The sequence below is a fragment of the Pseudomonas sp. 1121_17 genome, assembly GCF_052850745.1.
The window spans coordinates 272,848-298,985 of the sequence record NZ_VXCX01000002.1; the positions used below are offsets into that span (position 1 = coordinate 272,848).

Below are 26,138 nucleotides of genomic sequence, written 5' to 3' on the forward strand. Positions count from 1 at the left end.
TGCTCTGAGCGCTGCCGCCGAGCGCGGCGCAGCGCCGTGGGCGAGGACACTCAGGCAGGTTGCTGAGCGCCACGCTGGAACTGTTCGATTATCGAGCATGATCCGCTTTTGAGCGCTCAATTTTGGCCAAAAGGCGCCGAACGTAATGGGTAGTGCAGCTCACCCTTCGCATTCGGAAGTCTAGCCATGTCCTTGCGCCACTTGAATATTGCCACTCGCTCTTACTTGAGTTTCAGCCTGATCGCCGCACTGGTGGTGATCCTCGGCGGGTTTTCCATCAACAAGATCTCCACCATGCGCGAAGCGGTGGTGTACACCGAACAGGTGACCAACGTCGGCACGCGCTACCTTGGCGAAGTGCGCAGCCACATGCTGGGGCTGCGTATCATCACCATGCGCATGGCCATCGCCCGTCAGCCTGCACAACTGGCGCCCACCCTGGCGCGCCTGGAGGAGCTCAAAGGCCTGCTGGACAAGGGCCTGCAGGGCTACAGCGCGGTGATGCCGGCGCAGGCCAAGCCGGTGTTTGCCGAGATGCAGCAATTGATCAGCCAATATCGGGTACTGCTCGACCAGTACAAGGGCTTGTCCGATCAGAATCGGCTGGAGCCGATGCAGGGCATGCTCAGCGGCACCATGCAGGATATCTCCACCCGCACCGGAGAGCTGTATGACAGCCTGGTCAAGCTCAGCAGCGAGGCGGCCGCCGCACATACCGCCGAGGCCCGCAAGGACTATCAGCGCGCCTTGTGGCTGACTGCGAGCGTGGTCGGCCTGGTACTACTCCTGACAATCAGCCTGGCCTGGCTGCTTACCCGCAGCATTGTCAGCCCGCTGCGTGCGGCGATTGCCGTGGCCCAGGACATCGCCGACGGTGACCTGTCGCAGGCGGTGGTGGCTAGCGGCAACGATGAAGCCAGCCAGTTGATGCGTGCATTGGCGGCCATGCAGGCGAGCCTCAAGGATGCGCTGCGCCTGATCGGTGACTCGTCCCAGCAACTGGCAGCAGCCAGTGAACAGATGTCGGCGATCACTCGGCAGACCTCCAATGACCTCAGCCGGCAAACCGACGAGATCCAGCAAGCCGCTACGGCAGTCACCGAGATGAGCGTGGCGGTGGAAGAGGTGGCGCGCAACACCGTCAGCACCTCGAGCATTTCACGCGAGTCCGAAGAAGCGGCCCAGCGCGGGCGTGAGCGGGTAGCTGAGGCCATTCGCTCGATCGGCAAGATGCGCCATGACGTGCACGAGGCCTCGGCGCAGATCGAGGCGTTGTCGGTGCAGTCGCAGGAGGTGGGCAAGGTGCTGGATGTGATCGGAGCGATTGCCGGGCAAACCAACCTGCTGGCGCTCAATGCGGCCATCGAAGCCGCACGGGCCGGTGAGGCTGGCCGAGGCTTTGCGGTCGTGGCCGATGAAGTTAGAGCGCTGGCCGCGCGCACCCAGAGCTCGACGCTGGAGATCGAGGAAATGGTCAATGCCATCCGCACCGGTACCGCGCGGGTGGTCGACTCGATGCTCAGCAACAGTCAGCAGGTTGCGCATACCCTGGAAGTGGCGGAGTTGGCCGGCGAGGCGCTGGATCAGATCACCAGCGGCGCCTCGACCATCCACGAGCGCAATCTGGTAGTGGCCAGCGCCACCGAAGAGCAGGCGCAAGTCGCGCGCGAGGTTGATCGTAACCTGCTGAACATCCGCGATCTGGCCCTGCAGACCTCGGAAGGCGCCGACCAGATCAGCGCAGCCAGCCAGGAACTGGCCAACCTGTCGATTGGTTTGAACGGGATGATGAAACGCTTTCAGCTGTGAAACACCCCCAGCCATTAAAATAAACCGCCCTCAGGCCAGCATTACATCGTTTTTCAGCGCTGCTGGCCTTCCCTATAGTCCTCGCATACCCAAACGGAGCACCGACGTGCTCCCTTGATGCGAGACTGGCTATGAACAACAAGAAAACCCTCGACGCCAAGGTCGGCGCCGGCACCCGCGTAGTGTGGGGCGGCGAGCAGGTCAGCCACCCTTACAACGCTACCCAGACGCCGATCGTGGCCAGCGCCGCCTATGGCTACGACGATATCGACACCTGGTATGACGTGGCGCTGGGCAATCAGCCTGGGTTTATCTACAGCCGCATGAGCAACCCCACCGTTGCCGTGCTTGAAGACAAACTGTGCGCGCTGGAGGCCGCCGAGTCCGCAGTCGCCTTCAGCTCTGGCATGGCCGCCATCAGTGGCGTGCTGCACAGCCTGCTGGCCTGTGGCCAACGGGTGGTGTCGACCCGCGACAGCTATGGCGGCACCAACAAGATCTTCGAAGAGTTCCTGCCGCGAATGGGCGTTGAGGTAACCCTGTGCGACACCTACGACACCGAGGCCATCGAGCGAGAGATCGCCCGTGGCTGCAACGTGGTGTACCTGGAAACCCCCACCAATCCGACCCTGAAGGTGCTGGACATCCGCCGCCTGGTCGCAGCGGCCAAGCGGGTAGGGGCGCTGGTGGTGGCGGACAATACCTTCGCCACGCCGTTGAACCAGAACCCGCTGGCGCTTGGTGTTGACGTAGTGGTGCACAGCGCAACCAAGTTCCTCTCCGGCCACGGCGATGTGCTGGGCGGTATTGCCTGCGGCGCTGAAACACTGATGAGCAAGGTGCGCCACTACCGCGAAATCAACGGCGCCGCGCTGGACCCGTTCTCGGCCTACCTGATCATCCGCGGGATCAAGACGCTGGCCCTGCGCCTGCGTCAGCAGCAAGCGAGTGCCCAGGCGCTGGCGGAGTACCTGTGCACCGAGCCTTTGGTCGAAGCAGTCAACTACCCGGGCCTGGCCGAGCACCCTGGGCATGCCATTGCCCGCGCGCAGATGCGTGGCTTTGGCGCGATTGTCAGCTTCGTGCTCAAAGGTGGCATGCGCGATGTAGCGCAGTTGCTGCCGCTGCTCAAGTACGCCCACCGTGCCGGCAACCTGGGTGCGGTAGAAACCATCTATGGCCCGGCGCGCACCACCAGCCATGTTGAAAACACCCTGGAAGAGCGTCAGGCACTGGGCATTTCCGAAGGCCTGGTGCGCATCTCGGTCGGTATCGAAGACACCGCCGACCTGCTCGCGGACCTGCGTGATGCCTGCACCGTGTTGCGCGAGCGACAGCGTACGCAACCTCAGTGCACTGCAGTGCACGCCTAGCGTGAGCTCAAGGCCTGGCGATAAAAACGTCGCCAGGTCGCTTCATGAAAACCGACAATAACAACAACTGCTGGCTGCCGGACTCACCGTGGCGTCATCGCGGCGGGGCGTGTTCGCCATCACTTTCATGAGAATAAAACCATGCACTCTGAGCACAATGACGCACAGGCCGGCAGCGGCCCTGCGTTCAACAAAGACATGCAAACCCGCCACATCGTCATGCTGGCGTTGGGCGGTGTGATCGGCACTGGCCTGTTCCTCACTTCCGGCTACACCGTCAACCAGGCCGGTCCGCTGGGCGCAGTGATCGCCTACATGATTGGCGCGGTAATGGTCTATCTGGTCATGGTCTGCCTGGGCGAGTTGGCCGTGCAGATGCCGGAAACCGGCTCGTTCAGCAGCTACGCCACCCGCTACCTGGGGCCCGGCACCGGCTACACCGTGGCCTGGCTGTACTGGCTGACCTGGGCGGTGGCCATCGGCTCGGAGTTCACCGCCGCCGGCATCCTGATGGTGCGCTGGTTCCCGGAAACGCCGGTGTGGATCTGGAGCGCGCTGTTTGCGCTGGCGGTGTTCATCAGCAATGTAGTGTCGGTGCGGCTGTTTGCCGAAACCGAATTCTGGCTGTCGCTGATCAAGGTACTGACGGTGGTGGTGTTCATTGCCATCGGCGGTGGCGCGATATGCGGGCTGTTCGATGTGCAGCATGCGCAGGGCGCGGGGCTGAGCAACTTTACCCGTGAAGGGCTGTTCCCGACCGGCTTCTTGCCGATCGCCATGACCTTGCTGGCGGTTTCGTTCGCGTTCTCCGGGACCGAGCTGATCGGCATTGCCGCAGGTGAAGCGGCCGATCCGCAGACCAGCGTGCCGAAGGCGATCCGCACCACCATCGTGCGCCTGGCGCTGTTCTTCGTCGGCACCATCTTCGTGCTCGCCACCTTGCTGCCGCGCGAACAGGCCGGCCTGGTCGAAAGCCCGTTCGTGCTGGTGTTCGAGCTGATCGGCATTCCGTACTCGGCCGATATCATGAACTTCGTGATCCTCACCGCGCTGCTGTCGGCGGCCAACTCTGGCCTGTATGCAGCCTCGCGGATGCTCTGGACCCTCAGCGATCAGGGCCATATGCCCAAGTGCTATGCCCGCCTGTCGCGGCGCGGCACGCCGGTCAACGCGATCATCCTGAGCATGGCCGGGGCCGTGGCCTCGTTGCTCAGCAGTGTACTGGCGCCGGATACCGTGTACCTGGCACTGGTGTCGATTTCGGGGCTGGCCGTGGTGGTGGTGTGGATGAGCATTGCCGCCAGCCAGATTGCCTTCCGCCGCCACTACGTAGCTAACGGCGGCCGAGTCGAAGATCTGCACTTTCGCGTGCGTGGCTATCCTTGGGTACCCTTGGGCGCGATCGCTTGCTGCCTGCTGGCCTGTATCGGTATTGCCTTTGACCCGGCGCAACGGGTAGCGCTGTACTTCGGCCTGCCGTTCATAGCGTGGTGCTACTTCGTCTACTGGGTGACCCGCAACAAACGTGCGCAACGCCTGCGCGCCGAGGCTGGCGTGCAGCGTCCGGCTAGCGCTGCCTGAGCCGCACAGGCGATAGTGCACGCAGTCAATTGCCGAAGAGGTTGCGCCGATGAATCAAAAAACCCTACCGCCGCTGAATTGGCTGCGGGCGTTCGAAGTGTCGGCGCGTTACCTCAACTTCACCCACGCGGCCGAGGAGCTGTGCCTGACCCAGGGCGCGGTCAGCCAGCAGATCCGCCAGCTGGAGAGCCACCTTGGGGTCGCGTTGTTCAAGCGCCTGCCACGCGGGCTGGGCCTGACCGAAGAAGGCCAGTCCTATCTGCCGGTGGTGCAGGACGCCATCAGCCGGCTGGCAGTGGGCACCAACGAGATCTTCGGCCACAACCAGCGCCGCCCGGTGAAGGTGCGTGGCAGCTTGAGTTTCCTGCAGTACTGGCTGGCACCGCGGCTGGCGGACTTTTGCCAAGAGCACCCGCTGATCGATATCCGTTTCATCAGCAACCTGTGGGTGAAAGAGCCTGACGGTGAAGACGATCTGGAGATTCGCTGGGGTGCTGGCAGTTGGCCTGGGCTGGTGTCGCAGCGCTTGACCTGGGATGTGCTGCAACCGGTCTGTTCGCCGGCGCTGCTCGCCGCAGCTCCGCTGCAGCACCCGTGTGACCTGGCCCGGCATGCGCTGCTGCATGTGCTGGGTTATGAAGAGGGCTGGGGCTATTGGCTCAAGCGAGTCGGTGCCGATGCCGTGGATTACTCGCGCGGTTTGCAGTTCGACACCATGGTTTCCACCCTGCGCATGGCCGAGCTGGGCCAGGGCGTGGCCTTGGCGCGCTCATCCATCGTCGAGGATCTGCTCGCGTCTGGCGCGCTGGTCGCGCCGTTCAGCCAGCGTATCGAAGCCAGCGAATCGTTCTATCTGGTCCGCGCCCAGGGCGAAACCCTGAGCACCGAGGCCGCCGCATTTTCCACCTGGCTGGTGGCACAGGCCCATCGTCATTTTTAGACCTTATCGCGTAGCTCTTATCAGGAGTCATCATGCATTACGTAAGCACCCGCGGCGCAGCTGGGCTGGCCGATTTTCGCCGGGTAGTGCTCTCTGGGCTTGCCGACGATGGCGGCTTGTTCGTGCCCCAGGCCGTGCCGCAATACACCCCGGAGCAGATCGGCAGCTGGTCGTGGCTGCCGTTCGACGAGCTGGTCTGGCGGGTGGTCTCGCCCTACGTGGGCGGAGCAATGGACGAAGCTGCGTTGCGCGCGCTGCTCAGTGACAGTTACCGCGACTTCGATCATCGGGCGATCACGCCGTTAAGGCAGATCGGCCATAACGAATGGATTCTGGAGCTGTTCCATGGCCCGACGCAGTCGTCCAAGGATTTTGCTGCGCAGTTGCAGGCGCGCCTGGTTGCGCACTTTCTGCCGCAACAACAGGGCAGGGCGCTGGTGATCGGTGCCACCAACGGCGAGACCGGGCTGGCCGCGATCGAGGCCTTTGCTGGCTGCTCCGACGCTCAACTGGCCGTGTTGTACCCCGAGCAGGGTGTGCCGCCGGCGCAGTTGGCGGCCTTGCACCAGGCAAACCCGCAACAGGTCGCGCTGATCCCGGTAGCGGGCAGTTTCGACGACTGTCAGACCCTGGTGTCGCGCCTGCTGCGCCAGTGGCCGTTGCCTGAGGTGACGCCGATCTGCTTCAACTCGACCAACTGGGTCGGGGTGCTGGCGCAGATCGTCTATTACTTTCACGCCGCGCTGCAGCTTGGCGGCGGCACGCGGCCGGTGGCCTTCAGCGTACCCGCGGCGAGCTTTGCCGAAATCTACGCAGGCTACATCGCGCAGAAGATGGGCTTGCCGATCAACCAGGTGATCGTTTCGACCAACAGCAACGACGCCCTCCATCACTTCATCCAGCGCAACCGCTACTCGACCCGGCAAAGCAGCCGCACCTCGTCGCCGGCGATGGACTTCTCGCTGTACTCCAACCTTGAGCGGTTTATCTGGGAGCTGTACGACCATGATGGCCATGCGGTGAGGGCGTTGATGGAGCACTTCGAGGCGTGCGGTGAGCTTAGCATCGGCAATCAGCAATGGTTGCGGGCGCGGGTGCTGTTCGACTCACATGCGGTTGAGGAGCTGCAGATTCGCGAAGAAGTCCTGCGCTTGTTTGCCGAGACCGGCGCGGCCGTTGATCCACATACTGCCGTGGGCGCGTTGTCTGGGCGGATTCAGCGACGCAGCCTGGGCGCGCCGATGGTCACCCTCGGGCAAATCGCGCCGAGCAAATCGGCTGGTCTACTGGCGGAGCTTGGGGTCTGGCCTGGCCCGGTTGCCGCCCTGGCCGAACCGGACGAGGTGCGCACGGGCCTGCAAACGGGGGATCTGGCCAGCTTGATCCAGGCGCTGCGCCAAGCAACGCAGGCGCGGCCATGAAGCGCATTCTTGATCCACTGGACGAACATATCCTGGCCGAGCTGACCGCCAATGCGCGGATCGGCCACGCCGAGCTGGGCGCCAAGGTCAATCTGTCGCGTAACGCGGTGCGCCAGCGGATCGAGCGGCTGGAGCGCGATGGCGCAATCCAGGGCTATACCATCCGCCTCGGCGATTCGCGGCGGGCCTCGTCATTGATCAGCGCGGTGATCTTTGTCTACCGCTATGACCGCATGCGCGGCGCCGATGTGCTGGCCGGCTTGCGCGGCATTCCCGAGGTAGTCCAATGCGAAGTGCTCAGTGGTGAGTTCGACCTGATGCTGCGGGTCAATGCAGCCTCGCCCGAGCGTGTGCACATGGTCTGGAAAGAGATCGCCGGCATGTCCGGGGTGGAAAACACAGTGACCTCGTTCGTGCTCTCGGCCGAGCACTGAGGCGAGCAAAACGACCAACAAATGCAGCATTCTGACCAATTCAACTGACTGCGGTGAACCCTTAGGCTGACTCCATCAAACAACGCCTGAGAGCAACGCAGACATGACTGAATATAAAATTGCATTGGTGGGTTTTGGTGGGGTCAACCGTGGCCTGGCGCAACTGGTTGCCGAGCGTAATGCCCGCTGGCAGGCAAGCCTGGGTTTCAGCCTGAAGATCGTCGGCGTCAGCGATATCTTCCTTGGCTCGATCGTCAACCGCGATGGTCTCGATGCCGCCCAGCTGGTGGCCCTGCCAGCCGAGAAAGGCGCCTTTGCCAAGCTGCACGGTGGCACCGCCGAAGCTTTCACCGAGACAGTGATCAGGCAATCCGGCGCTGACATCATCGCGGAGGCGACTTTCACCAATCCTGTCGACGGCGAACCCGCCACCACTTTCTGCCGCTGGGCGCTGGAAAGCGGCATTCATGTGGTCACCACCAACAAGGGCCCGATTGCCCTGCACGGCAGTGAGCTCAAGGCGCTGGCGCAGCGCAACAACGTCGCGTTCGAGTACGAAGGTTCGGTCATGAGCGGTACGCCGGTGATTCGCCTGGCCAGGCAAGCGCTGGCCGGTGCTGAAGTGCAAGGTTTCGAAGGTATCCTCAACGGCACCTCCAACTATGTTCTGACCCGCATGCAGGAAGGCCTGAGCTTTGCTACGGCGGTCGCACAGGCGCAGCAGCTGGGCTACGCCGAAGCTGACCCAAGCGCCGACGTCGATGGCTATGACGTGCGCCTGAAAGTGGTGATCCTCGCCAACGAACTGCTCAACGCCAAGCTGCAGATCAGCGACGTCGCCTGCTCGGGTATCAGCAACATCAGCGCTGAAGACATCGCCACCGCCAGCCGCAATGGCCAGTGCTGGAAGCTGATCGGTGCGGCCCAGCGCCAGGCCGACGGTTCGGTGCAAGCCAGCGTCGCTGCACGTTTGTTGCCACTTAGCCATCCACTGGCCGGCATCAGCGGGGCAACCAATGCGGTCTCGTTCACCACTGAGCTGGTCGGTGCAGTCACGGTGTCCGGCCCGGGGGCAGGCAAGATCGAAACCGCCTTTGCCTTGCTCTCGGACATCGTCGCCATCCACACCAGCCAGCAGCAGTAAGCGGAGAGCAGCCATGAGCGTAGCTAGCAAGGTCAATGTGCAACTGGTCGAAGCGCAGCAGATCGATGTGTTCAGCCCTTACGACGGCCGCCTGATCGGCAGCGTGCCGTGCCTGGATGCCAGCGCGATACCGGCCATCCTCGAGCGTGCCCGCCAAGGTGTGCGCCAGGCCGCGGCAATGCCGCGCCATCAGCGCGCACGTGTGTTGGAGGAGGCGGCGCGGCGGGTGCAGGAGCAAGCCCAGGCGTTTGCCGAATTGATCGTCGCCGAGGCCGGCAAGACCTTGCGCCAGGCCGAGAAAGAGGTCAAACGCTGCGTCAATACCCTCAAGCTGTCGGCTGAAGAGGCGCGGCGCAATGCCGGTGAGGTGGTGCCGTTCGAGGCCTATGAGGGCTCGGAATCGCGCCAGGGCTGGTTCAGCCGAGAGCCGTTGGGGTTAATCGTCGCGATCACCCCGTACAACGACCCGCTCAATCTGGTCGCACACAAGCTCGGGCCAGCGATTGCCGGTGGCAATGGCTTGATCCTGAAACCGTCCGAGCTGGCGCCGCTGTCTGCCCTGAAGCTGGTCGAATGCCTGCTGCAGGCGGGTTTGCCGGAAGCGGTGGTCACTGCCGTGACCGGTGGTGTCGAGTTGGGCAAGGCGCTGGTCGAACTGCGCGAGGTGCGCATGGTGTCGTTCACCGGCGGTTTTGTTACCGGCGAGTCGATTGCCCGCAGTGCTGGCCTGAAAAAGCTGGCGATGGACTTGGGCGGCAACGCGCCGGTGCTGGTGCTGGAAGACTGCGACCTGGAACCCACGGTCGAGTCGTGTGTCTCCGGGGCGTTCTGGGCGGCGGGGCAGAACTGCATCGGCACCCAGCGGATCTTGGTGCAACGGCCGATCTATGAAGCGTTCCGCGCACGCTTTGTCGCCCAGGCACGGGCCTTGGTGCTGGGAGACCCGGCCCTGCGTGAAACCGATGTCGGGCCGATGGTGACTGAACAGGCTGCGCGCCGCACTGAACAGTTGGTCAACGACGCGCTCAGCGAGGGTGCGCAGCTGCTCTGCGGTCACCAGCGCAAGGGCGCCAGTTACGCGCCAACGGTGCTGGAGCAGGTCAGTCATGCCAGCCAGATCTGGCAGCAAGAGGTGTTTGCGCCGGTGGTGATTCTTGAGCCGTTCGACCAGCTGGACGAAGCAGTGGCGCTGGCCAATGCTCCGGAATACAGCCTGCACGCCGGAGTCTTCACCCGTGACCTGGCCAAGGCGTTGAAGCTTGCCAGGCAGATAGAAGCGGGCGGGGTGATGATCAATGATTCGTCGGACTATCGCTTCGATGCCATGCCGTTTGGCGGCTTCAAATACGGCAGTCTCGGTCGGGAGGGGGTGCGCTTTGCTTATGAGGACATGACCCAGCCGAAAGTGGTGTGCATCAACGATCTGAGCTGACGGCAGCATGCTGTCCTGCGCCGGTTTGGCGGCAGGGCAGCGTGACATGCAGAGCAGATCCGACGAACGGTAGGTGACTTAGGTCTCGACTTTTGATGTATTGAAACCGGTTTCATAACCCGTCTCAAACAATAATCACAAGAGACCTCAGATGACTGATACAGCGTCCAGCCCGCGCGAGCGGGTCACCATCAGCCAGGTTGCACGGGTCGCCGGCGTATCCAAGGCGACCGTGTCGCGTTATATCGGTGGCGACCGTCAGTTGCTCGCCGATGCCACTGCGCAGCATCTGGCCGAGGTCATCGAGCGTCTTGGCTACCGGCCAAACCAAATGGCCAGGGGCCTCAAGCGCGGCCAGACGCGCCTGATCGGCATGCTGGTCGCCGACATTCTCAACCCCTATTCAGTGGCCGTGATGCGCGGTGTTGAAACTGCCTGTCGCGAGCACGGCTACAGCCTGGTGCTGTGCAACACCAACCGCGATGACGAGCAAGAGAGCCATCACCTGCGCGTGCTGCAGTCATACAACGTCGAAGGGCTGATCGTGAACACCCTTGGCCACCATCAGGGCGAGCTGCTGGCGTTGCACCGGGATATCCCCATGGTGCTGGTCGACCGCCAGGTGCCGCAGCTCAATGCCGACATGGTCGGGCTGGATAACGCCGACGCAGTCGAGCAGGCGCTGGACCACCTGCAGGCTCGCGGCTACCGCGACATTCTGGCAGTCAGCGAGCCGCTGGATGGCACCAGCTCGCGACTGGAACGGGTGCAGGCCTTTACCGCATCGATCAATCGCCGCCCCGGCATGCGCCAGCAGATCCTTGAGTGTGCGGCTGATTTGCCCGCATGTCTGGGCAATTTCCTTGGTGCCAGCGGGCATGGCCCGCAAGCGATTTTCACCTTCAACGGCGTGGCCACCCTGGCCGTCACTCGCGCCTTGCACGAGCGCGGCTGCAGATTGTTCGAGGATGTCGGCCTGCTCGCCCTCGACGAACTCGACTGGCACCCGTTGGTCGGCAGCGGCATTACCGCGCTGGCGCAACCAACCGAACGCATCGGCGCAATGGCTTTCAATTGCCTGCTTGAGCGGTTGCGTGGCGGTAACGCTGCTGCGCAGCGCATCGACCTCAAGGCCGAACTGATCATTCGCGGATCGACCAACCCCCGTATTTGAACAACGGAGTCACGTCCGTTTGCTTTGCATCGAAATGAAACCGGTTTCATAAGGACAATAACAATGCGCTCGAACCCCGTTTCCATCAGCCTTTCCAGCTACGGCGCCGACTTGGTCCGCCAGCGTGGCCAGGCTAGTTTCGTGCCGATGCTGGCTGCGGCCGGCGTCAATCGAGTCGAGCTGCGCGAAGAACTGTTCGCCAGCCCGCCGGACTGCCCGCAGCTGTCTGCCGCAATCCGCACGTCAGGCATGGAATGCCTGTATTCCTCGCCGCTGGAGCTGTGGCTGGAGGACGGCCAATTGAACCCGGCGTTGCCTGCCAGCCTACAGACCTCCAGGTCCGTGGGCGCGGTGGCACTCAAGGTTTCCCTTGGTCACTATCAGCCGCGCTGTGACCTGACGGCGCTGGCTGCGCAACTCTCGGCGGATGGCCCAATGCTGCTGGTTGAAAACGACCAGACTGCGCACGGCGGGCGGATCGAACCGATGCTGCAGTTTCTTCTGCGCTGTGAATCCATTGCACTGGCGCTGGGCATGACTTTCGATATTGGCAACTGGCGCTGGCAGGGTGAGTCGGCAGTTCAAGCCGCTCACGAGCTGGGCCGCTGGGTGCGCTATGTGCACTGCAAGGCGGTCGAGCGCCAGGCTAATGGGCGCCTGGTCGCAGTGCCGCCACGCGCAGCCGATCTGCTGGCCTGGGAAGCGCTGTTCGCCGAGTTCAGACCGGCTGTGATGCGCGCGGTCGAGTTTCCTCTGGTCGGTGACGACCTGCTGGCGGTAACCCGCGCCCAGGTCAACAACCTGGCTCGGCTTGCGCTGACTGCGGAGGTGAGCCATGCCTGACCATGATGTGTTGTGCTTTGGCGAGACCATGGCCATGTTCGTCGCCGAACAAACCGGCGAACTGGCGCAGGTCGGCCAGTTCGGCAAACGCATTGCCGGTGCCGACAGCAATGTTGCGATCGGTTTGTCGCGGCTGGGCTTCAAGGTGCGTTGGCTGAGCCGGGTCGGCAATGACTCGTTGGGCCGCTTCGTGCTGGACAGCCTGCTCAAGGAGGGCCTGGATTGCTCGGCGGTACAAGTCGACCCCGTGCATGCCACCGGCTTTCAGCTCAAGGCCCGCTGCGATGATGGCAGCGACCCCGCCGTCGAATATTTCCGCCGCAACTCGGCTGCCAGTCATCTGTCGCCGCAGCTGCTGAACGCACAATTGATCAGCGCCGGGCATGTGCATGCCACCGGTATTCCGCTGGCGCTGTCGGCCGGCTGCCGGGCGTTGTCGCATGCGCTGGTCGACGCCATGCGCAGCGCTGGCCGGAGCATCTCGTTCGACCCCAACCTGCGCCCATCGTTATGGCCTGATCAGGCCAGCATGATCCGCGAGGTCAACGCGCTGGCAGTCAAAGCCAACTGGGTGCTGCCAGGCCTTGAAGAGGGCCGTTTGCTCACCGGTCGACAAAGCCCAGCTGATATCGCCGCGTTTTATCTGCAGCAAGGCGTCGAGCTTGTCGTGATCAAGCTGGGCGGCGAGGGCGCTTATTTCTGCAGCGCAGACGCTGAGGGCTGGGTGCCGGCATTCGCTGTTGCGCAGGTGGTCGATACCGTGGGTGCAGGCGATGCCTTTGCAGTGGGCGTGCTCAGTGGCCTGCTCGAAGGCTACCCACTGGGTGAAGCGGTTGCCCGCGGCAATTGGTGCGGCAGCCGCGCGGTGCAGTCGCGCGGGGATATGGAAGGCCTGCCGCTGCGCAGTGAACTGGAACTGTACAACCGGCGCAGCTGCGCCTGAAACGCTGATCGCCGGTTAGCCGGCACCTGGTGCAACAAAAACAACCAAGCTCAGGAGCACACCTCATGCAAACGACCAGCCTTGCGCGTCGCCGGTGGTGGTACATCATCCCGATCGTGTTCATTACCTACAGCCTGGCCTATCTGGACCGCGCCAATTACGGCTTTGCCGCAGCTTCCGGCATGGCCGACGACCTCAAGATCACCCCAGCCTTGTCGTCCTTGCTCGGTGCGTTGTTCTTTCTCGGCTACTTCTTCTTTCAAGTGCCCGGGGCGATCTATGCGGAAAAGCGCAGCGTCAAGAAGCTGATCTTCGTCAGCCTGATCCTCTGGGGTGGGCTGGCGACGCTGACCGGGATGATCAGCAATGTCTATTTTCTGATAGCCATTCGCTTTCTGCTCGGGGTGGTCGAGGCAGCAGTGATGCCGGCGATGCTGATCTACCTGTGCCATTGGTTTACTCGCGCCGAACGCTCGCGGGCCAACACCTTCCTGATGCTCGGCAATCCGGTGACGATCCTGTGGATGTCGGTGGTGTCGGGCTACCTGATCAAGCATTACGACTGGCGCTGGATGTTCATCATCGAAGGCCTGCCGGCGGTGCTCTGGGCGTTTATCTGGTGGCGCCTCGCGGCGGACAAACCGGCCCAGGTGAGCTGGCTCAGCAGGCATGAGAAGGACCAGTTGCAAGCGGCGCTGGCGGCTGAGCAGCAGGGCATCAAACCGGTGAAGAATTACCGCGAGGCGTTCCGCTCGCCGCAGGTCATCGTGCTGTCGTTGCAGTACTTCTGCTGGAGCATCGGCGTGTACGGCTTTGTGCTGTGGCTGCCGTCGATCCTCAAGCAGGCCGCCAATGTCGATATCGTCACCGCCGGCTGGTTGTCATCGGTACCGTACCTGGCGGCGGTGCTGGCCATGGTCGGCGTGTCGTGGGCCTCGGACCGGCTGCAGAAGCGCAAGCGCTTCGTCTGGCCACCGCTGCTGATCGCCGCGCTGGCGTTCTACGGCTCGTATGCGCTGGGCAGCGAGCACTTCTGGTGGTCGTACTCCCTGCTGGTCCTGGCCGGAGCCTGCATGTATGCGCCATACGGGCCGTTTTTCGCGATCGTGCCGGAGATTCTGCCGAGCAACGTCGCAGGCGGGGCCATGGCCTTGATCAACAGCATGGGCGCACTGGGCTCGTTCGGTGGCTCGTGGCTGGTGGGCTACCTGAATGGCGCCACCGGCGGGCCAGGCGCCTCTTATCTGTTCATGTGCGGTGCACTGCTGACGGCGGTTGCCCTCACGGTCGCACTGCGTACCCCTCAGGGTCAGCCCAAGCGTCGCGCTGCGGGCCTGGCATTGAATCACTAAGGAACTGCCATGAAAAAGACCATAGTCCTCTACAAGCGCTTGTCCGATGATTTGCTCGGCCGCCTGCGCGAGCAGGCCGAAGTGATCTTCGTCGACACCGCGCAGGCGGATGGCCTGGCCCGCCTGCGCGATGCCTTGCCCCACGCCCATGGCCTGCTCGGGGCCAGCCTGCGCCTGGACAGCAGCCTGCTGGACCTGGCGCCGCAGCTGGAAGCGGTGGCCAGCGTCTCGGTGGGGGTCGACAACTACGACATCGCTGACCTGACCCGGCGCGGCATCGTCCTTACCAATACCCCCGATGTGCTTACCGAAACCACCGCCGATACTGGCTTTGCCTTGATCCTGGCGACGGCGCGCAGGGTGGTCGAACTTGCCAGTTGGGTGCGGGCAGGGCACTGGCAGGCCAACCTGGGGCCGGCTCACTTCGGCACCGATGTGCACGGCAAAACTCTGGGCATCGTTGGTATGGGACGCATTGGCGAAGCGTTGGTCAAGCGTGCGGCGGCGGGGTTTGGCATGCGCGTGGTGTATCACAGCCGTCAGCCCAAGCCCGCGGTCGAGGCGCTTTATGGCGCGGCCTGCCGCAGCCTTGATGGATTGCTGGAGGAGTCTGACTTTGTCTGCCTGACCGTACCGTTGAGTGCTGCTACAGAAGGGCTGATCGGCGCGCGGGAACTTGGCCTGATGAAACCCGAAGCCATCCTCATCAACATCTCGCGTGGCCGGGTGGTGGATGAGACCGCGCTGATCGAAGCGCTACGTGAACAGCGCATTCGTGGGGCAGGGCTGGATGTGTTCGTCAAGGAGCCGTTGGCGGTTGATTCGCCGTTGCTGCAATTGGACAACGTGGTGGCAACGCCGCACATCGGCTCGGCAACCCACGAAACCCGCCAGGCCATGGCCCGCTGCGCGGTAGATAATCTGCTCTGTGCGTTGGCAGATCAGCGGCCGCAGAATTTGGTCAATCCGCAGGTGTGGGCTATGCGCTAGTCGGCATTGCTGGGGGCGCTTTGCGCCCCTTTCGCGACACAAGGCCGCTCCTGCAGACCGCGCACGATCGACTTACGCGGTCCCCGTAGATACAAGGAGCGGCCTTGCCGGGGCGCCGGACCGGTCGGAAAGGGCTGTAAAACAGCCCCGGCGTTCTCGAGCAAAACCCACCGTCGCGTTGAAATCAATTGACATATGTTATTTGTGATCACATATTGAAGCCATAACAACGCCAATATGTGAGTCTGTCCATGACTGATCGCCCAACCCTCCTGCCGGTAATGCGCCAGGTGTCGCGCGACACACTGCAGGACCAGGTCTACCGCCAGATCCGTGAAGCGCTGATGAGCGGTCGCTTTCAGCCCGGCCAGAAGCTGACCATCCGCGGCCTGGCCGAAGCCTTGGGCTCAAGCCCGATGCCCGTACGAGAGGCGCTTAACCGCCTGAGTGCCGAAAACGCCTTTGAAGTCACCGAAACAGCCCGCCTGCGGGTGCGCATGATGACTCCAGAGCGCCTGCGCGAAATCCGCGACGCGCGGGTGGCGCTCGAAGGCCTGCTGGCCGAGAAAGCCGTGGTGCTGCTGACCCAGCGCGACCTGACCGATATCACCCAACTCTGCGAACAGATGCAGCACGCCGCCGACAACGTCGATGTGGCGCGTTATCTGTGGACCAACTTTGCCTTTCACCGGCGCATCTATGCTGTGGCCAACGCCGAGTTGACCGTCGCTGCGGTGGAGAACTTCTGGCTGCACATGGGCCCATGCTTTGCCCTGGTCGCGCCGGACAAGGCCCACCTGCAACGCTCGATGGAGGCGCACAACCGCATCGTCGAAGCCTTGCAGGCCGGTGATGGCGCCGCTGCGCGAGCGGCGGTCACCGACGACATCATGCAGGCGGCCGACTCGCTGGCACGCCTGATCGTCAAGAGCGACCGTTCCAGGTCGCCTGCTTCAGGAGTTAAAAAAGCATGAGCGTTCTGAACCGACTGATCCCCTACAGCGGCCTGCGCGTATTGATCTCTGGCGGCGCCGCCGGCATCGGCGAGGTGCTGGCTGCGGCGTACATGGAGGCCGGCGCCAAAGTGCATGTCTGCGATGTCAGCGAAGCGGCCCTGGCGGCGTTTCGTGATCGCTACCCGAATAGCCTGGCAACCAAGGCTGATGTCGGCGACCCAGCGCAGATCGAAGCCGTGTTCAAGCTCCAGCGCGAGCAGTTCGGCGGCCTCGATGTGCTGATCAACAACGCCGGGATCGCCGGGCCGACGGCGGGCATAGACGCCGTCACCGACGAAGAATGGCAGCGCACCGTCGATATCAACCTGACCGGGCAATACCGCTTCGCCCACCATGCGGTGCCGCTGCTCAAAGCCTCGCCGAATGCCCACCTGATTCACATCGCCTCGGTGGCGGGGCGCCTTGGCTATGCCTGGCGTACGCCTTATGCCGCAACCAAATGGGCGATCGTCGGGCTGATGAAGTCCCTGGCCAGCGAGCTGGGCGAGAGCGATATCCGCGTCAACGCCTTGCTCCCGGGCATCGTCGAAGGGCCACGCATGGACGGCGTGATTCGCGCCCGGGCCGAGCAGTTGAACGTGCCTGAGGCGGCGATGCGTGACGAGTACCTGCAGAAGATCTCGCTCAAGCGCATGGTCACCGCCGAAGACGTCGCCGCCATGGCGCTGTTCCTGTGTTCACCGGCGGCACGCAACGTGACCGGCCAGGCCATCAGCGTGGATGGCAACGTCGAGTACCTGTAACGGCTCGACCCCTCATGCAGTAACGGCGGGGCTGCAGCCCTGCTGCTGACGTATTCACTTTCTCACCAAGAACAAGAATGGAGAAATTCGCATGTCCAGAAAACGCCCGATCATCATTACTTGCGCGGTCACTGGCGCTATTCACACGCCGTCGATGTCGCCGCATCTGCCGATCACCCCGCAGCAAATTGCCGATGCCGCCATTGGTGCCGCCGAAGCCGGTGCTGCCATCGTCCACCTGCATGCACGTGACCCGATCGATGGCCGGCCCAGCCAGGACGTCGACCTGTTCCGCCAGTTCTTGCCGCAGATCAAGGCCAAGAGCGACGTCGTCATCAACATCACCACCGGCGGTGCGCCAACCATGGGCGTTGAAGAGCGCCTGCAGCCGGTGGCTCAGCTCAAGCCAGAGCTGGCTTCACTGAACATGGGTTCGATGAACTTCGGCCTGTACGAAATGCTCGAGCGCTTCACCGAGTTCAAGCATGACTGGGAGCGGCCATATCTGGCAGAAAGTGACGACCGGATCTTCCGCAATACCTTCCGCGACATCGCGCACATACTCAACGCCTGTGCCGAGAACCGCACCCGTTTCGAAATCGAGTGCTACGACATCGGCCACCTGTATACCGCCGCGCATTTCCTCCAGCGCGGCCTGCTCAAGGCACCGATATTCATCCAGTCAGTGTTTGGCCTGCGCGGCGGTATCGGTGGCCACCCGGAAGACCTCGCGCACATGCGCCGTACGGCTGATCGGCTGTTTGGCGACGCTTATCAATGGTCGATCCTGGGCGCCGGGCGCAATCAGATCCCGCTGGGTACCATGGGCCTGGCAATGGGCAGTCACGTACGGGTTGGCCTGGAGGATTCGTTGTGGGACGGCCCAGGCCAACTGGCCGCGTCCAATGCCGACCAGGTCAAACGCATCCGGACAGTGATCGAAGCGCTCGGCGCGCGAGTAGCAACGCCGGATGAAGCCCGCGAAATGCTCGACCTCAAAGGCAAGGACAAGGTCGACTTCTAGCCCCGGCGTGACCTCGCGGATTCTGCGCAGCGGGGCGTCGGGCCCGGCTGCCAGCACCTTCAGCATTCACCGGCTACTCAAGCCATGAGGTTTGTGCGATGACAATTACAAGAAACATCGATAGCGCTGCCACACCCCGTGATTCAGCCACGCTGAACAAGGTTATCTTCATCAAGCTGATGCCGTTGCTGATTGCGGCGTACATCCTGAGCTTTCTCGACCGCACCAACATCGCCCTGGCCAAGCATCAGCTGGATGTGGATCTGGGCATTTCGGCGGCGGCCTATGGGCTGGGCGCCGGCTTGTTCTTTCTGACCTATGCGCTGTCGGAAGTACCCAGCAACCTGATCATGCACAAGGTCGGCGCGCGCTTCTGGATCGCCCGCATCATGGTGACCTGGGGCCTGATCTCGGCCGCGATGGCGTTTGTTCAGGGCGAAACCTCGTTTTACATCCTGCGTCTGCTGCTGGGCGTGGCCGAGGCGGGGCTGTTCCCCGGCGTGATGCTCTATCTAACCTATTGGTTTGGCCGCGAGCAACGTGCGCGGGCGATTGGCTACTTCCTCCTGGGTGTGTGCTTCGCCAATATCATCGGCGGCCCGCTGGGCGCGTTGCTGATGCAGCTGGACGGCGTGTGGGGCTGGCGTGGTTGGCAGTGGATGTTCATGCTCGAAGGCCTGCCGGCAGTGTTCTTCGCCTATGTCGTATGGAAGAAACTACCGGACCGGCCGAGCAAGGCGCCATGGCTGAGCCCGGCTGAAGCCGAGCAGATCGAACGCGGCCTGGCGGCTGAGCAGGACGAAGGCGCAGGGCAGGGCGGCCATTCGCTCAAGCAGTGCCTGACGCCGCAGATCTTCCTGGCGATCCTGGTGTACTTCTGCCATCAGATCACGGTGTATACGGTGATCTTCTTCCTGCCGGGAATCATCGGCAAATACGGCGAGTTGACCACGCTGCAGATAGGCTTGTTGACCTCGTTGCCGTGGATCGCCGCAGCCGTGGGTGCGATGGCGCTGCCGCGCTTTGCCACTACCCCACAACGGGCACGGATGATGCTGGTGTGCGGGTTGCTGACCATGGCCGCCGGGCTGGGTATCGCCTCGCTGGCAGGGCCGGTGCTGAGCCTGATGGGCTTCTGCCTGTCGGCGCTGATGTTCTTTGTGGTGCAGTCGATCATCTTCCTGTACCCGGCCTCACGCCTCAAAGGCGCGGCCCTGGCCGGTGGGCTGGGCTTCGTCAACTCATGTGGGCTGTTGGGCGGCTTTGTCGGCCCGTCGGTGATGGGTATGATCGAGCAAACCACCGGTAACGCCATGAACGGGATGAAGATCATCGCGGTGATCCTGGTGCTCGCCGCGCTGGCTGCGCTGCGCCTGCGTCAAGGGCATGAGCGCAAGGTCCCCAAGGCTGAAGCGCATGGACGCCGACAGGTAGTTTGAGTCCACGCTGGTCTGCTCTGGCTGACGTTGCCGGCCAGAGCAGCCCTTTTGCGGTTGTAACCTTGGACTATTTGTTGTTGACCTGCTCGAACGACTTGGCCATGTCTCTGGCCCAGCCATCGAGTACCGCTTTCACATCCTTGGTCTGCATGACCTGGTCGGCGTTATCCAGTTCGGCGCCCGCACCTTTGCGCACCACCTGCGCCACCACTTTGTTGTTGCCCGCGTCGATGAAGGCCGCTTCAGTGGCGAGGCTGGTGTCCTGATCACGGATACCGGTCGCGGTGCTCACGCCGGCTGCGATCAAGGCAATCGGGATCACTTCATAGGCTTGCAGGCTCTTGGTGCTCGCACTCACCCCGGTAATCGCCGGCCGCACGATCAACACCCCCGGGCCTGGTCCCTTGGCCAACGGCATGACCTTGGCCATTTCCCGCTGCAGGGCCTGATCGTAGTACTGGGTAATGCCTTGCAGGGTGCTGGCGGGAATCTTGGCCGTGGGCTGCGGCTTTGGATACAGCTGGCTCGGTTCGATATAGACCATGGTGTAGCGGCGTGCATCGAGCTTCGGATCGACCCAGCGCATCACCGGCGCACCGGAAGGTGAAGTCTCCTGCTTGAGCAAACTGTAATCCTTGAGGAATCCAGAATACTGGTTGGACTCGACGTACTTGCTGGCACAGCCAGACACTGCAAGTGTTGCCACGCACAACGCGGTCAGCAGTAACTTTGACTTCATGTTGTTGCTCCTTGTGGACCGATCTCTGCCGAGATCGCACTGCCGAGGGGGAATCGCCACGTCGCGCGGCCTTTCACACTATCCAGCTGCAGCGTTGCGATTGGTGTCAAACAGGGTGGTGCTAGTTGCCCTGTGGGCCCGCATTGCTCATGTAATGAGCCCAGCCGAGTCCAGTACATGACAGCGCTGTTACTTGGCACACCTGGGCAACCGTCAATCAGCATAGTCCAGCCATGTGTAAGTAAAGAGTTGGGCTAGGATTAGCTGGAACAGACGCGGCGGGCATTCGAGCTGCGGACTACAACGAATGCCAAAGAAGGTCCAGACCCTTGAACACCTCACGTCGCGGCTTCTCCCTGCAAGTGCTGATTGGCCTGGCAATCATGTTCAGTACGCTGACGCTTGGGGCAGTGCTGGCCTACCAGGGCTACCGCAGCATCGAGCATACGTTGCTGGCTGCGTCGGCCGACACCAGTCGCCAGTTGGCGCGCACCATCAACGAGCGTGCGCAGCGCTTGATCAACCCGGTACTCAGCTCGATCCGTCTGCTTGCCCATGACTCGCTTGCCGAGGCCGTCACGCTGCAGCAACGGCTTGATCGTTTGCCCTTGCTCGCGGCCAGCCTGGACGCCAACAGCATGCTCAGCGCGGTGTATGTGGGCTATGCCAATGGCGAGTTCGTGCTGTTACGGGCGCTGCGCGACGAGGCCGACAGCCAGAGCGTGCATGCGCCCGCAGGTGCCGCGTACCTGTTGCAAAGCATCAGCCTGGACGGCAGTGGGCAGATGCTCGGTGAGTGGCGCTTTTACGACCGAGGTCTGACGCTGCTGCAAACCCAGGCCAAACCGGACTACCACTTTGACCCGCGGACGCGGCCCTGGTTTGTCGAGGGCCTGGCCAGCGCGACTACCCAGTTGACCAAGCCATATGTCTTTTTCACCACCAAGGAGATCGGCCTGACGGTTGCCCAACGCAGCATCACTGGGCACGCAGTGCTGGGCATGGACGCCTCGGTCAACGACCTGGGCGGCGAAGTGGCTGACCTGCGCACCACCCCCGGCACGCAGATGGCGGTGGTGGGCAGTGATGGCGAGGTAGTGTTTTACCCAGATCTGCAGCGGGTAGTGGTCCAGGACGCTGCGGCGCTGCGTTTGTCGCGCCTGGACGAGCTGGCGGTCGACAGCCTCAGCTGGCTGTTCGTCAACAATTACCAGAGCGCAGACCCGGTCCACTATCAGGCGGCCGGCCAGGACTGGTACGGCGTGCAGGTTCCGCTTTCGTCATTCACCCAGCACGACATCCGCCTGCTGATCGCAGTACCCGCGGCTGAGCTACTGGGCGGCGCGCGGCAGATGCTGATGGCCGAAGCGCGCTGGGCGATTCTTCTGATCGGGGTCCTGCTGCTGATCGGCTGGGCCCTGGCGCGGCGTATTGGCCAGCCGCTGCAGGCGCTGACCGAGCAAGTACAGGCTCTGGCCAGTTTTGACTTCAGCCGGCGCGTCGGGGTCGAATCACGGATCAGCGAGGTCAGCGCGCTGAGCGAGGTGCTCGGCGGCATGTCGCGCACCATTCACAACTTCCAGGCGATCACCCTCAGCCTGAGCCGGGAAACCAATCTGGAAGATATGCTTCGCCAGGTGCTGGGTGAACTGGTGGAGGCGACTGCCGTAACCAGCGGTGCTGTCTATCTGGCCGGCGAAGACAGCGAGGTATTACGCCTGGCAGCGCACTATCGCGATGAGCGCTATCCCGCTGACCTACAGCTTGGCGTGCACGAGCCGCATCAACTGAATAGCGCAGTGGAGCAGGCGATGCCTGGCCAGACGCCGACCATGGCCGTGGCGCTGAATGACCGCAGTGGGCAGCGCCTTGGGCTGTTGGTGTTGCAACTGGGCCCGGCGCAGCTGCACTCGGGCGGCATTGCACCGGCATTTCGCCAGTTTGTCGAGGAGCTGTCCGGGGCGGCCGCAGTGGCCATAGAGACACGCCAGTTGATCGAGGCCCAGCAACGCCTGCTCGATGGCATCATCCAGCTGCTCGCTGATGCCACCGATGCCAAAAGCCCCTATACCGGGGGCCACTGCCAGCGTGTGCCGGTGCTGGCGCAAATGCTCATGGACAGTGTCATTGCCGCAAACAGTGGGCCTTACGCGCAGTTCCACATGAACGCACTGGAACGCTATGAGTTCAGGATCGCGGCGTGGCTGCATGACTGCGGCAAGGTCACCAGCCCGGAGTACGTAGTCGACAAGGCGACCAAGCTGGAGACCTTGAACAACCGCATCCACGAGATCCGCACCCGCTTCGAAGTGCTCTGGCGCGATGCCGAGTTGCTCTATTGGCAGCGCCTGGCTGAGGGTGGCGAGCAGCAGGCGCTGCAAGCAGCGCTGGAGGATGCCCGGGTGCAGTTGCAGGAAGAGTTCGCCTTTATCGCCAATGCCAACATCGGCGGCGAGTTCATGTCCGATGCTGATATCGAGCGCTTGCGCACCATTGGTTCGCGCCCGTGGCTGCGCAACTTCGATAACCGCCTGGGCTTGTCCCGTGACGAGGCAGAACGTCTGGCGCCAGTGGCCTCGGCATTGCTGCCGGCGCCTGAGCAACTACTGGCTGACCGTGTCGACCACCTGGTGCCATGGGGTGAGCGCAAGCCGCCAGTCGACAAGCACGACCCACGCAATATCTGGGGCTTTGACATGCGCCTGCCGGCCCATGCTTACAATTATGGCGAACTGCACAACCTGAGTATCCGTCGCGGCACCCTGACTGACGAAGAGCGCTTCAAGATCAACGAGCACATCGTGCAGACCATCATCATGCTCAACACCTTGCCGTTGCCCAGCCACCTCAAGCGCGTACCGGAGATTGCCGGCAACCATCACGAGAAGATGGACGGCAGCGGCTACCCACGTGGTTTGAAGAGAGACGACATGAGCATCGCCGAACGAGTGATGGCGATTGCCGATATCTTCGAGGCACTGAGTGCGGCTGACCGGCCCTATAAGGCGGCCAAGTCGTTGTCGGAGTCAGTCAAGATTCTCGGCTTCATGGCCCGCGACCAGCACATCGACCCAGGGCTGTTCCGCCTGTTTTTAAGCAGCGGCGTGTACCGCGAGTACGGCGAGCGTTTTCTGCGCAGTGACCAGCTTGACGACGTCGATATCGAGCCTTATCTGCGCGCATTCGCAGGGTCTTGAGGGCGTCTGGAGGGTGCCTGCCGACTATCGATTGCGCTCATGAAAGTTTGACCGATGAGTCAAATCTGCCTAGGGTAGCCCGCTCTGTTTTTCTGTTTGAGCGTGTTATGACTACCCCGTACAAGCTGCCGGCAACCGTCTACCTGCTGGGTTTGACCATCTTCACCCTGGTCACCGCCGAGTTCATGGTCGCCGGGATGATGCCGGCATTGGCTGATGCCTTCTCCGTCAGCCTGGCCCAGGTCGGCAACCTGATTGCTTTCTATGCATTGGGCATGGCCCTCGGTGGGCCGCCGCTCACAGTGCTGTTAATTTCTCGCGGCATCGGTAACAAGCGGGCGTTGATCGCCTTGTTGGTCGTCTATTTATTGGCCGCCGGGGTGTCCGCCGTGGCGCCGAGCTACACCATCCTGCTGGCGGCGCGGGTGATCATGGGTGTGGCCAGTGCAGCCTGCATCGGCCTGTGCATGACTCTGTGTGCCGGGCTGGTACCGTTGGCCGCGCGGGGCAGGGCGATTGCGGTGGTGCTGGCGGGGCTGATGCTGTCGCCGGTGGCCGGCGTGCCGCTGACCACGGTGATCGAGCAGGTCGCCGGCTGGCGCGCCAGTGCCTGGATGATCGTTGCCCTGGCGCTGCTGTGCACCTTACTGGTCGCACGCCAGCTGCCGCAGGACGTCGCCGGCCAGCAGCCCAGCCTGCGTCGGCAACTGGACGACCTGAAAAGCCGCAGCCTGTGGGGTGCCTACGTCACCAGCGGGCTGATCATCGGTGCGACCTTTGCCGCATTCAGCTACATCACACCGATCTTGATCAACGAAGTCGGCATATCGCCCGCTTACGTCGCACCGCTGCTGGCGCTGTACGGCGTCGCCAACGTGCTTGGCAACCTGTTCATCGGACGTATCGCCGAGCGGCACACCTTCCGCGCCTTGGGTTGGGGGCTGGCGTTGTTGGTGCTGGCCATGGCCGGCTTTGCGCTGGGCGGCGAGCATCGCTGGTTGAATTTGCTGTGCTTTATCCTGATCGGTTTTACCGGCGTGGCGCTCAACCCAGCGATGGTCGCGCGGGTGATGAAGGCCGCCGAGCCGGGCGCGTTGGTCAATACCCTGCACACCTCGGTCATCACCGCTGGTTTGGCCTTTGGCAGTTGGGCGGGGGGCGAGGCGATCGATGCGGGCTTTGGCCTGCGTGCGCCGCTGTGGGTTGGCGCGGCGCTGGCCGGACTGGGCCTGATCAGCCTGGCGCGGCCACTGCTCAATGCCCGCACGCCTGCGGCAAGGCCGTATGCCTGATTGAAGCAGGGCGCAACAGTCAGTACTGTTGCGCCCACGTGTTTGCTTAGTGGCCGCCCTTCATGCGGCGCGCCAGCAGATACAGGCCCAGGCCGACCAACGCGGTCGCGGCGCCGATGTAACCCGTGCTGGTCCAGCCCAGTCCAGCAGTAATCGCCATGCCGCCCAGCCACGGCCCCAGCGCATTGGCCAGGTTGAACGCTGCGTGGTTGGATGCCGCCGCCAGGCTCGGCGCCTCGTGAGCGATGTCCATCAAGCGAATCTGCAGCGGCGCTGCCAGGGCGATCATGCTGCCGACCAGGGCGATGCCGAGCATGACTGACCACAGTGCATGGGCGGCGTAGGTGAAGAACAGCAGCACGCCGATCGACCAGAGCAACACCAGGCCTACCGCACGGAACTGCAGCCGATCAAACAGCTTGCCACCGGCAATATTGCCGATGATGCCGCCGGCGCCAAATGCCGCCAGGGCAAAGGGGATCATCTGTGCCGAAGTGCCGGTCACCTCGAGCATGGTGGGCGCCAGATAGCTGAACACGCAGAACATCCCTGCAAAGCCGACTGCGGCAATGCCCAGCGCCATCCACACTTGCGGCAAGCGGAACGCCTGCAATTCCTTGCGCGGATCGCTGCGTGCTTCATCGTCACGCTGCGGCACGTAACGCCAAACCAGGGCAATGGTGCATAGCGCGATTACGCCCACCAGCAAGAATGCCGACCGCCAGCCAAAGTACTGCCCCAGCAGGGTTGCCACGGGGTTGCCCAGCAGCATGGCCAGGGTCAGCCCGAGCATCACTCGCGCCACCGCCCCGGCCCGCTGGTTACTCGCGACCATGCTCGAGGCCACCACCGCCGCGATACCAAAATAGGCGCCATGGGGCAGGCCGCTGATAAAGCGGAACGCCACCAGGCCGCCGAATGATGGGGCCAAAGCTGTCGCCAGGTTGCCCGCGGCATACAGCGCCATCAGCAACAGCAGCATGTGCTTGCGCAGCAGCTTGGCGCCGAGAATCGCCAGCGCCGGTGCACCGACTACCACGCCCAGGGCGTAGGCACTGATCGCGTGGCCGACTTGGGGTTCGCTCAGGTGCAGGTTGCGGGCAATGTCGGGCATCAGGCCCATGATCGCGAACTCGCCAGTGCCGATGGCGAAGCTGCCCAGGGCCATGGCGGCCTCCATTTTCGCCACGGTGGCTTTGGAGGCGGTTGGGGAAGGGGCTTGGTGAACTGACATCGGGATCCTTGTTGAAAT

General features: G+C 63.0%; 21 protein-coding genes. 19 read left to right on the top strand and 2 right to left on the bottom strand.

From position 1 onward, the window contains the following. Positions 1–186 precede the first annotated feature (186 nt). The 17 genes from FW789_RS06140 to FW789_RS06220 all read left to right on the top strand — a co-directional run bounded on the left by FW789_RS06140 (position 187) and on the right by FW789_RS06220 (position 19,658). On the top strand, positions 187–1,809 hold the full coding sequence (locus FW789_RS06140) for a methyl-accepting chemotaxis protein (RefSeq protein ID WP_446431144.1): 1,623 nt from the start codon (positions 187–189) through the stop codon (positions 1,807–1,809). A gap of 131 nt (positions 1,810–1,940) precedes the next feature. Beyond that, positions 1,941–3,182 (top strand): cystathionine gamma-synthase family protein, encoded by a 1,242-nt coding sequence (locus FW789_RS06145; RefSeq protein ID WP_103437259.1) that lies wholly within the window; start codon positions 1,941–1,943, stop codon positions 3,180–3,182. 141 nt (positions 3,183–3,323) lie between these two features. After that, a complete protein-coding gene (locus FW789_RS06150; protein ID WP_103437260.1) occupies positions 3,324–4,763 on the top strand; it encodes an amino acid permease in 1,440 nt (479 codons plus the stop codon). 49 nt (positions 4,764–4,812) lie between these two features. Beyond that, the gene (locus FW789_RS06155; protein WP_103437261.1) at positions 4,813–5,703 is read left to right on the top strand and encodes a LysR substrate-binding domain-containing protein; all 891 of its coding nucleotides are present in this window, start codon (positions 4,813–4,815) and stop codon (positions 5,701–5,703) included. A 32-nt stretch (positions 5,704–5,735) separates the two neighbouring features. Continuing rightward, entirely contained in the window at positions 5,736–7,124 is a 1,389-nt protein-coding gene (gene thrC, locus FW789_RS06160; protein ID WP_446431145.1) for a threonine synthase, read from the top strand. Beyond that, positions 7,121–7,558: an Lrp/AsnC family transcriptional regulator gene (locus FW789_RS06165; RefSeq protein WP_103437263.1), complete on the top strand. Its 438-nt coding sequence runs from the start codon at positions 7,121–7,123 to the stop codon at positions 7,556–7,558. The genes thrC and FW789_RS06165 overlap by 4 nt, the downstream gene beginning before the upstream one ends. Before the next feature lie 103 nt (positions 7,559–7,661). Then, the gene (locus FW789_RS06170) at positions 7,662–8,702 is read left to right on the top strand and encodes a homoserine dehydrogenase (RefSeq protein WP_446431146.1); all 1,041 of its coding nucleotides are present in this window, start codon (positions 7,662–7,664) and stop codon (positions 8,700–8,702) included. Between the two features lie 13 nt (positions 8,703–8,715). After that, entirely contained in the window at positions 8,716–10,134 is a 1,419-nt protein-coding gene (locus FW789_RS06175) for an aldehyde dehydrogenase family protein (RefSeq protein WP_446431147.1), read from the top strand. 151 nt (positions 10,135–10,285) lie between these two features. Continuing rightward, positions 10,286–11,308, top strand: coding sequence for a LacI family DNA-binding transcriptional regulator (locus tag FW789_RS06180; RefSeq protein WP_446431148.1), 1,023 nt, complete (start codon positions 10,286–10,288; stop codon positions 11,306–11,308). A gap of 63 nt (positions 11,309–11,371) precedes the next feature. Next, positions 11,372–12,151 (top strand): AP endonuclease, encoded by a 780-nt coding sequence (locus FW789_RS06185; protein ID WP_207074082.1) that lies wholly within the window; start codon positions 11,372–11,374, stop codon positions 12,149–12,151. Beyond that, the gene (locus FW789_RS06190; RefSeq protein WP_446431149.1) at positions 12,144–13,094 is read left to right on the top strand and encodes a sugar kinase; all 951 of its coding nucleotides are present in this window, start codon (positions 12,144–12,146) and stop codon (positions 13,092–13,094) included. Before FW789_RS06185 ends, FW789_RS06190 begins: the two co-directional genes overlap by 8 nt. A 65-nt stretch (positions 13,095–13,159) precedes the next feature. Then, a complete protein-coding gene (locus tag FW789_RS06195; RefSeq protein ID WP_103437269.1) occupies positions 13,160–14,446 on the top strand; it encodes an MFS transporter in 1,287 nt (428 codons plus the stop codon). 9 nt (positions 14,447–14,455) lie between these two features. Next, positions 14,456–15,436 carry a 2-hydroxyacid dehydrogenase gene (locus FW789_RS06200; protein ID WP_103437270.1) on the top strand — a complete coding sequence of 327 codons (981 nt, stop codon included), beginning with the start codon at positions 14,456–14,458 and terminating at the stop codon, positions 15,434–15,436. 251 nt (positions 15,437–15,687) lie between these two features. Next, entirely contained in the window at positions 15,688–16,410 is a 723-nt protein-coding gene (locus FW789_RS06205; RefSeq protein WP_103437271.1) for a GntR family transcriptional regulator, read from the top strand. Beyond that, positions 16,407–17,195, top strand: coding sequence for an SDR family oxidoreductase (locus tag FW789_RS06210; protein ID WP_446431150.1), 789 nt, complete (start codon positions 16,407–16,409; stop codon positions 17,193–17,195). The genes FW789_RS06205 and FW789_RS06210 overlap by 4 nt, the downstream gene beginning before the upstream one ends. Positions 17,196–17,286: 91 nt before the next feature. Beyond that, on the top strand, positions 17,287–18,219 hold the full coding sequence (locus FW789_RS06215; protein ID WP_103437273.1) for a 3-keto-5-aminohexanoate cleavage protein: 933 nt from the start codon (positions 17,287–17,289) through the stop codon (positions 18,217–18,219). A gap of 98 nt (positions 18,220–18,317) precedes the next feature. Continuing rightward, positions 18,318–19,658 carry an MFS transporter gene (locus FW789_RS06220; protein WP_207074076.1) on the top strand — a complete coding sequence of 447 codons (1,341 nt, stop codon included), beginning with the start codon at positions 18,318–18,320 and terminating at the stop codon, positions 19,656–19,658. A 67-nt stretch (positions 19,659–19,725) separates the two neighbouring features. Here FW789_RS06220 and FW789_RS06225 read toward each other — a convergent pair whose 3' ends face one another. After that, the gene (locus FW789_RS06225; protein ID WP_103437275.1) at positions 19,726–20,397 is read right to left on the bottom strand and encodes a DUF3313 domain-containing protein; all 672 of its coding nucleotides are present in this window, start codon (positions 20,395–20,397) and stop codon (positions 19,726–19,728) included. Positions 20,398–20,726: 329 nt separating this feature from the next. Between FW789_RS06225 and FW789_RS06230 the strand changes: the two genes are divergently transcribed. Then, a complete protein-coding gene (locus FW789_RS06230) occupies positions 20,727–23,594 on the top strand; it encodes an HD domain-containing phosphohydrolase (protein ID WP_446431151.1) in 2,868 nt (955 codons plus the stop codon). 107 nt (positions 23,595–23,701) lie between these two features. Further along, complete coding sequence (locus FW789_RS06235; RefSeq protein WP_103437276.1) at positions 23,702–24,886, top strand: MFS transporter; 1,185 nt, start codon at positions 23,702–23,704, stop codon at positions 24,884–24,886. A gap of 46 nt (positions 24,887–24,932) precedes the next feature. Here the strand turns inward: FW789_RS06235 and FW789_RS06240 are convergent, their stop codons facing one another. Continuing rightward, complete coding sequence (locus FW789_RS06240; protein ID WP_446431238.1) at positions 24,933–26,066, bottom strand: MFS transporter; 1,134 nt, start codon at positions 26,064–26,066, stop codon at positions 24,933–24,935. Between the last annotated feature and the right edge of the window lie 72 nt (positions 26,067–26,138).

What these genes read in the sequence shown, in the direction of transcription:
- FW789_RS06140 (WP_446431144.1), top strand. Translation starts at nt 187, where the DNA reads ATGTCCTTGCGCCACTTGAATATTGCCACTCGCTCTTACTTGAGTTTC.
- FW789_RS06145 (WP_103437259.1), top strand. Translation starts at nt 1,941, where the DNA reads ATGAACAACAAGAAAACCCTCGACGCCAAGGTCGGCGCCGGCACCCGC.
- FW789_RS06150 (WP_103437260.1), top strand. Translation starts at nt 3,324, where the DNA reads ATGCACTCTGAGCACAATGACGCACAGGCCGGCAGCGGCCCTGCGTTC.
- FW789_RS06155 (WP_103437261.1), top strand. Translation starts at nt 4,813, where the DNA reads ATGAATCAAAAAACCCTACCGCCGCTGAATTGGCTGCGGGCGTTCGAA.
- thrC (WP_446431145.1), top strand. Translation starts at nt 5,736, where the DNA reads ATGCATTACGTAAGCACCCGCGGCGCAGCTGGGCTGGCCGATTTTCGC.
- FW789_RS06165 (WP_103437263.1), top strand. Translation starts at nt 7,121, where the DNA reads ATGAAGCGCATTCTTGATCCACTGGACGAACATATCCTGGCCGAGCTG.
- FW789_RS06170 (WP_446431146.1), top strand. Translation starts at nt 7,662, where the DNA reads ATGACTGAATATAAAATTGCATTGGTGGGTTTTGGTGGGGTCAACCGT.
- FW789_RS06175 (WP_446431147.1), top strand. Translation starts at nt 8,716, where the DNA reads ATGAGCGTAGCTAGCAAGGTCAATGTGCAACTGGTCGAAGCGCAGCAG.
- FW789_RS06180 (WP_446431148.1), top strand. Translation starts at nt 10,286, where the DNA reads ATGACTGATACAGCGTCCAGCCCGCGCGAGCGGGTCACCATCAGCCAG.
- FW789_RS06185 (WP_207074082.1), top strand. Translation starts at nt 11,372, where the DNA reads ATGCGCTCGAACCCCGTTTCCATCAGCCTTTCCAGCTACGGCGCCGAC.
- FW789_RS06190 (WP_446431149.1), top strand. Translation starts at nt 12,144, where the DNA reads ATGCCTGACCATGATGTGTTGTGCTTTGGCGAGACCATGGCCATGTTC.
- FW789_RS06195 (WP_103437269.1), top strand. Translation starts at nt 13,160, where the DNA reads ATGCAAACGACCAGCCTTGCGCGTCGCCGGTGGTGGTACATCATCCCG.
- FW789_RS06200 (WP_103437270.1), top strand. Translation starts at nt 14,456, where the DNA reads ATGAAAAAGACCATAGTCCTCTACAAGCGCTTGTCCGATGATTTGCTC.
- FW789_RS06205 (WP_103437271.1), top strand. Translation starts at nt 15,688, where the DNA reads ATGACTGATCGCCCAACCCTCCTGCCGGTAATGCGCCAGGTGTCGCGC.
- FW789_RS06210 (WP_446431150.1), top strand. Translation starts at nt 16,407, where the DNA reads ATGAGCGTTCTGAACCGACTGATCCCCTACAGCGGCCTGCGCGTATTG.
- FW789_RS06215 (WP_103437273.1), top strand. Translation starts at nt 17,287, where the DNA reads ATGTCCAGAAAACGCCCGATCATCATTACTTGCGCGGTCACTGGCGCT.
- FW789_RS06220 (WP_207074076.1), top strand. Translation starts at nt 18,318, where the DNA reads ATGACAATTACAAGAAACATCGATAGCGCTGCCACACCCCGTGATTCA.
- FW789_RS06225 (WP_103437275.1), bottom strand. Translation starts at nt 20,397, where the DNA reads ATGAAGTCAAAGTTACTGCTGACCGCGTTGTGCGTGGCAACACTTGCA.
- FW789_RS06235 (WP_103437276.1), top strand. Translation starts at nt 23,702, where the DNA reads ATGACTACCCCGTACAAGCTGCCGGCAACCGTCTACCTGCTGGGTTTG.
- FW789_RS06240 (WP_446431238.1), bottom strand. Translation starts at nt 26,066, where the DNA reads ATGGAGGCCGCCATGGCCCTGGGCAGCTTCGCCATCGGCACTGGCGAG.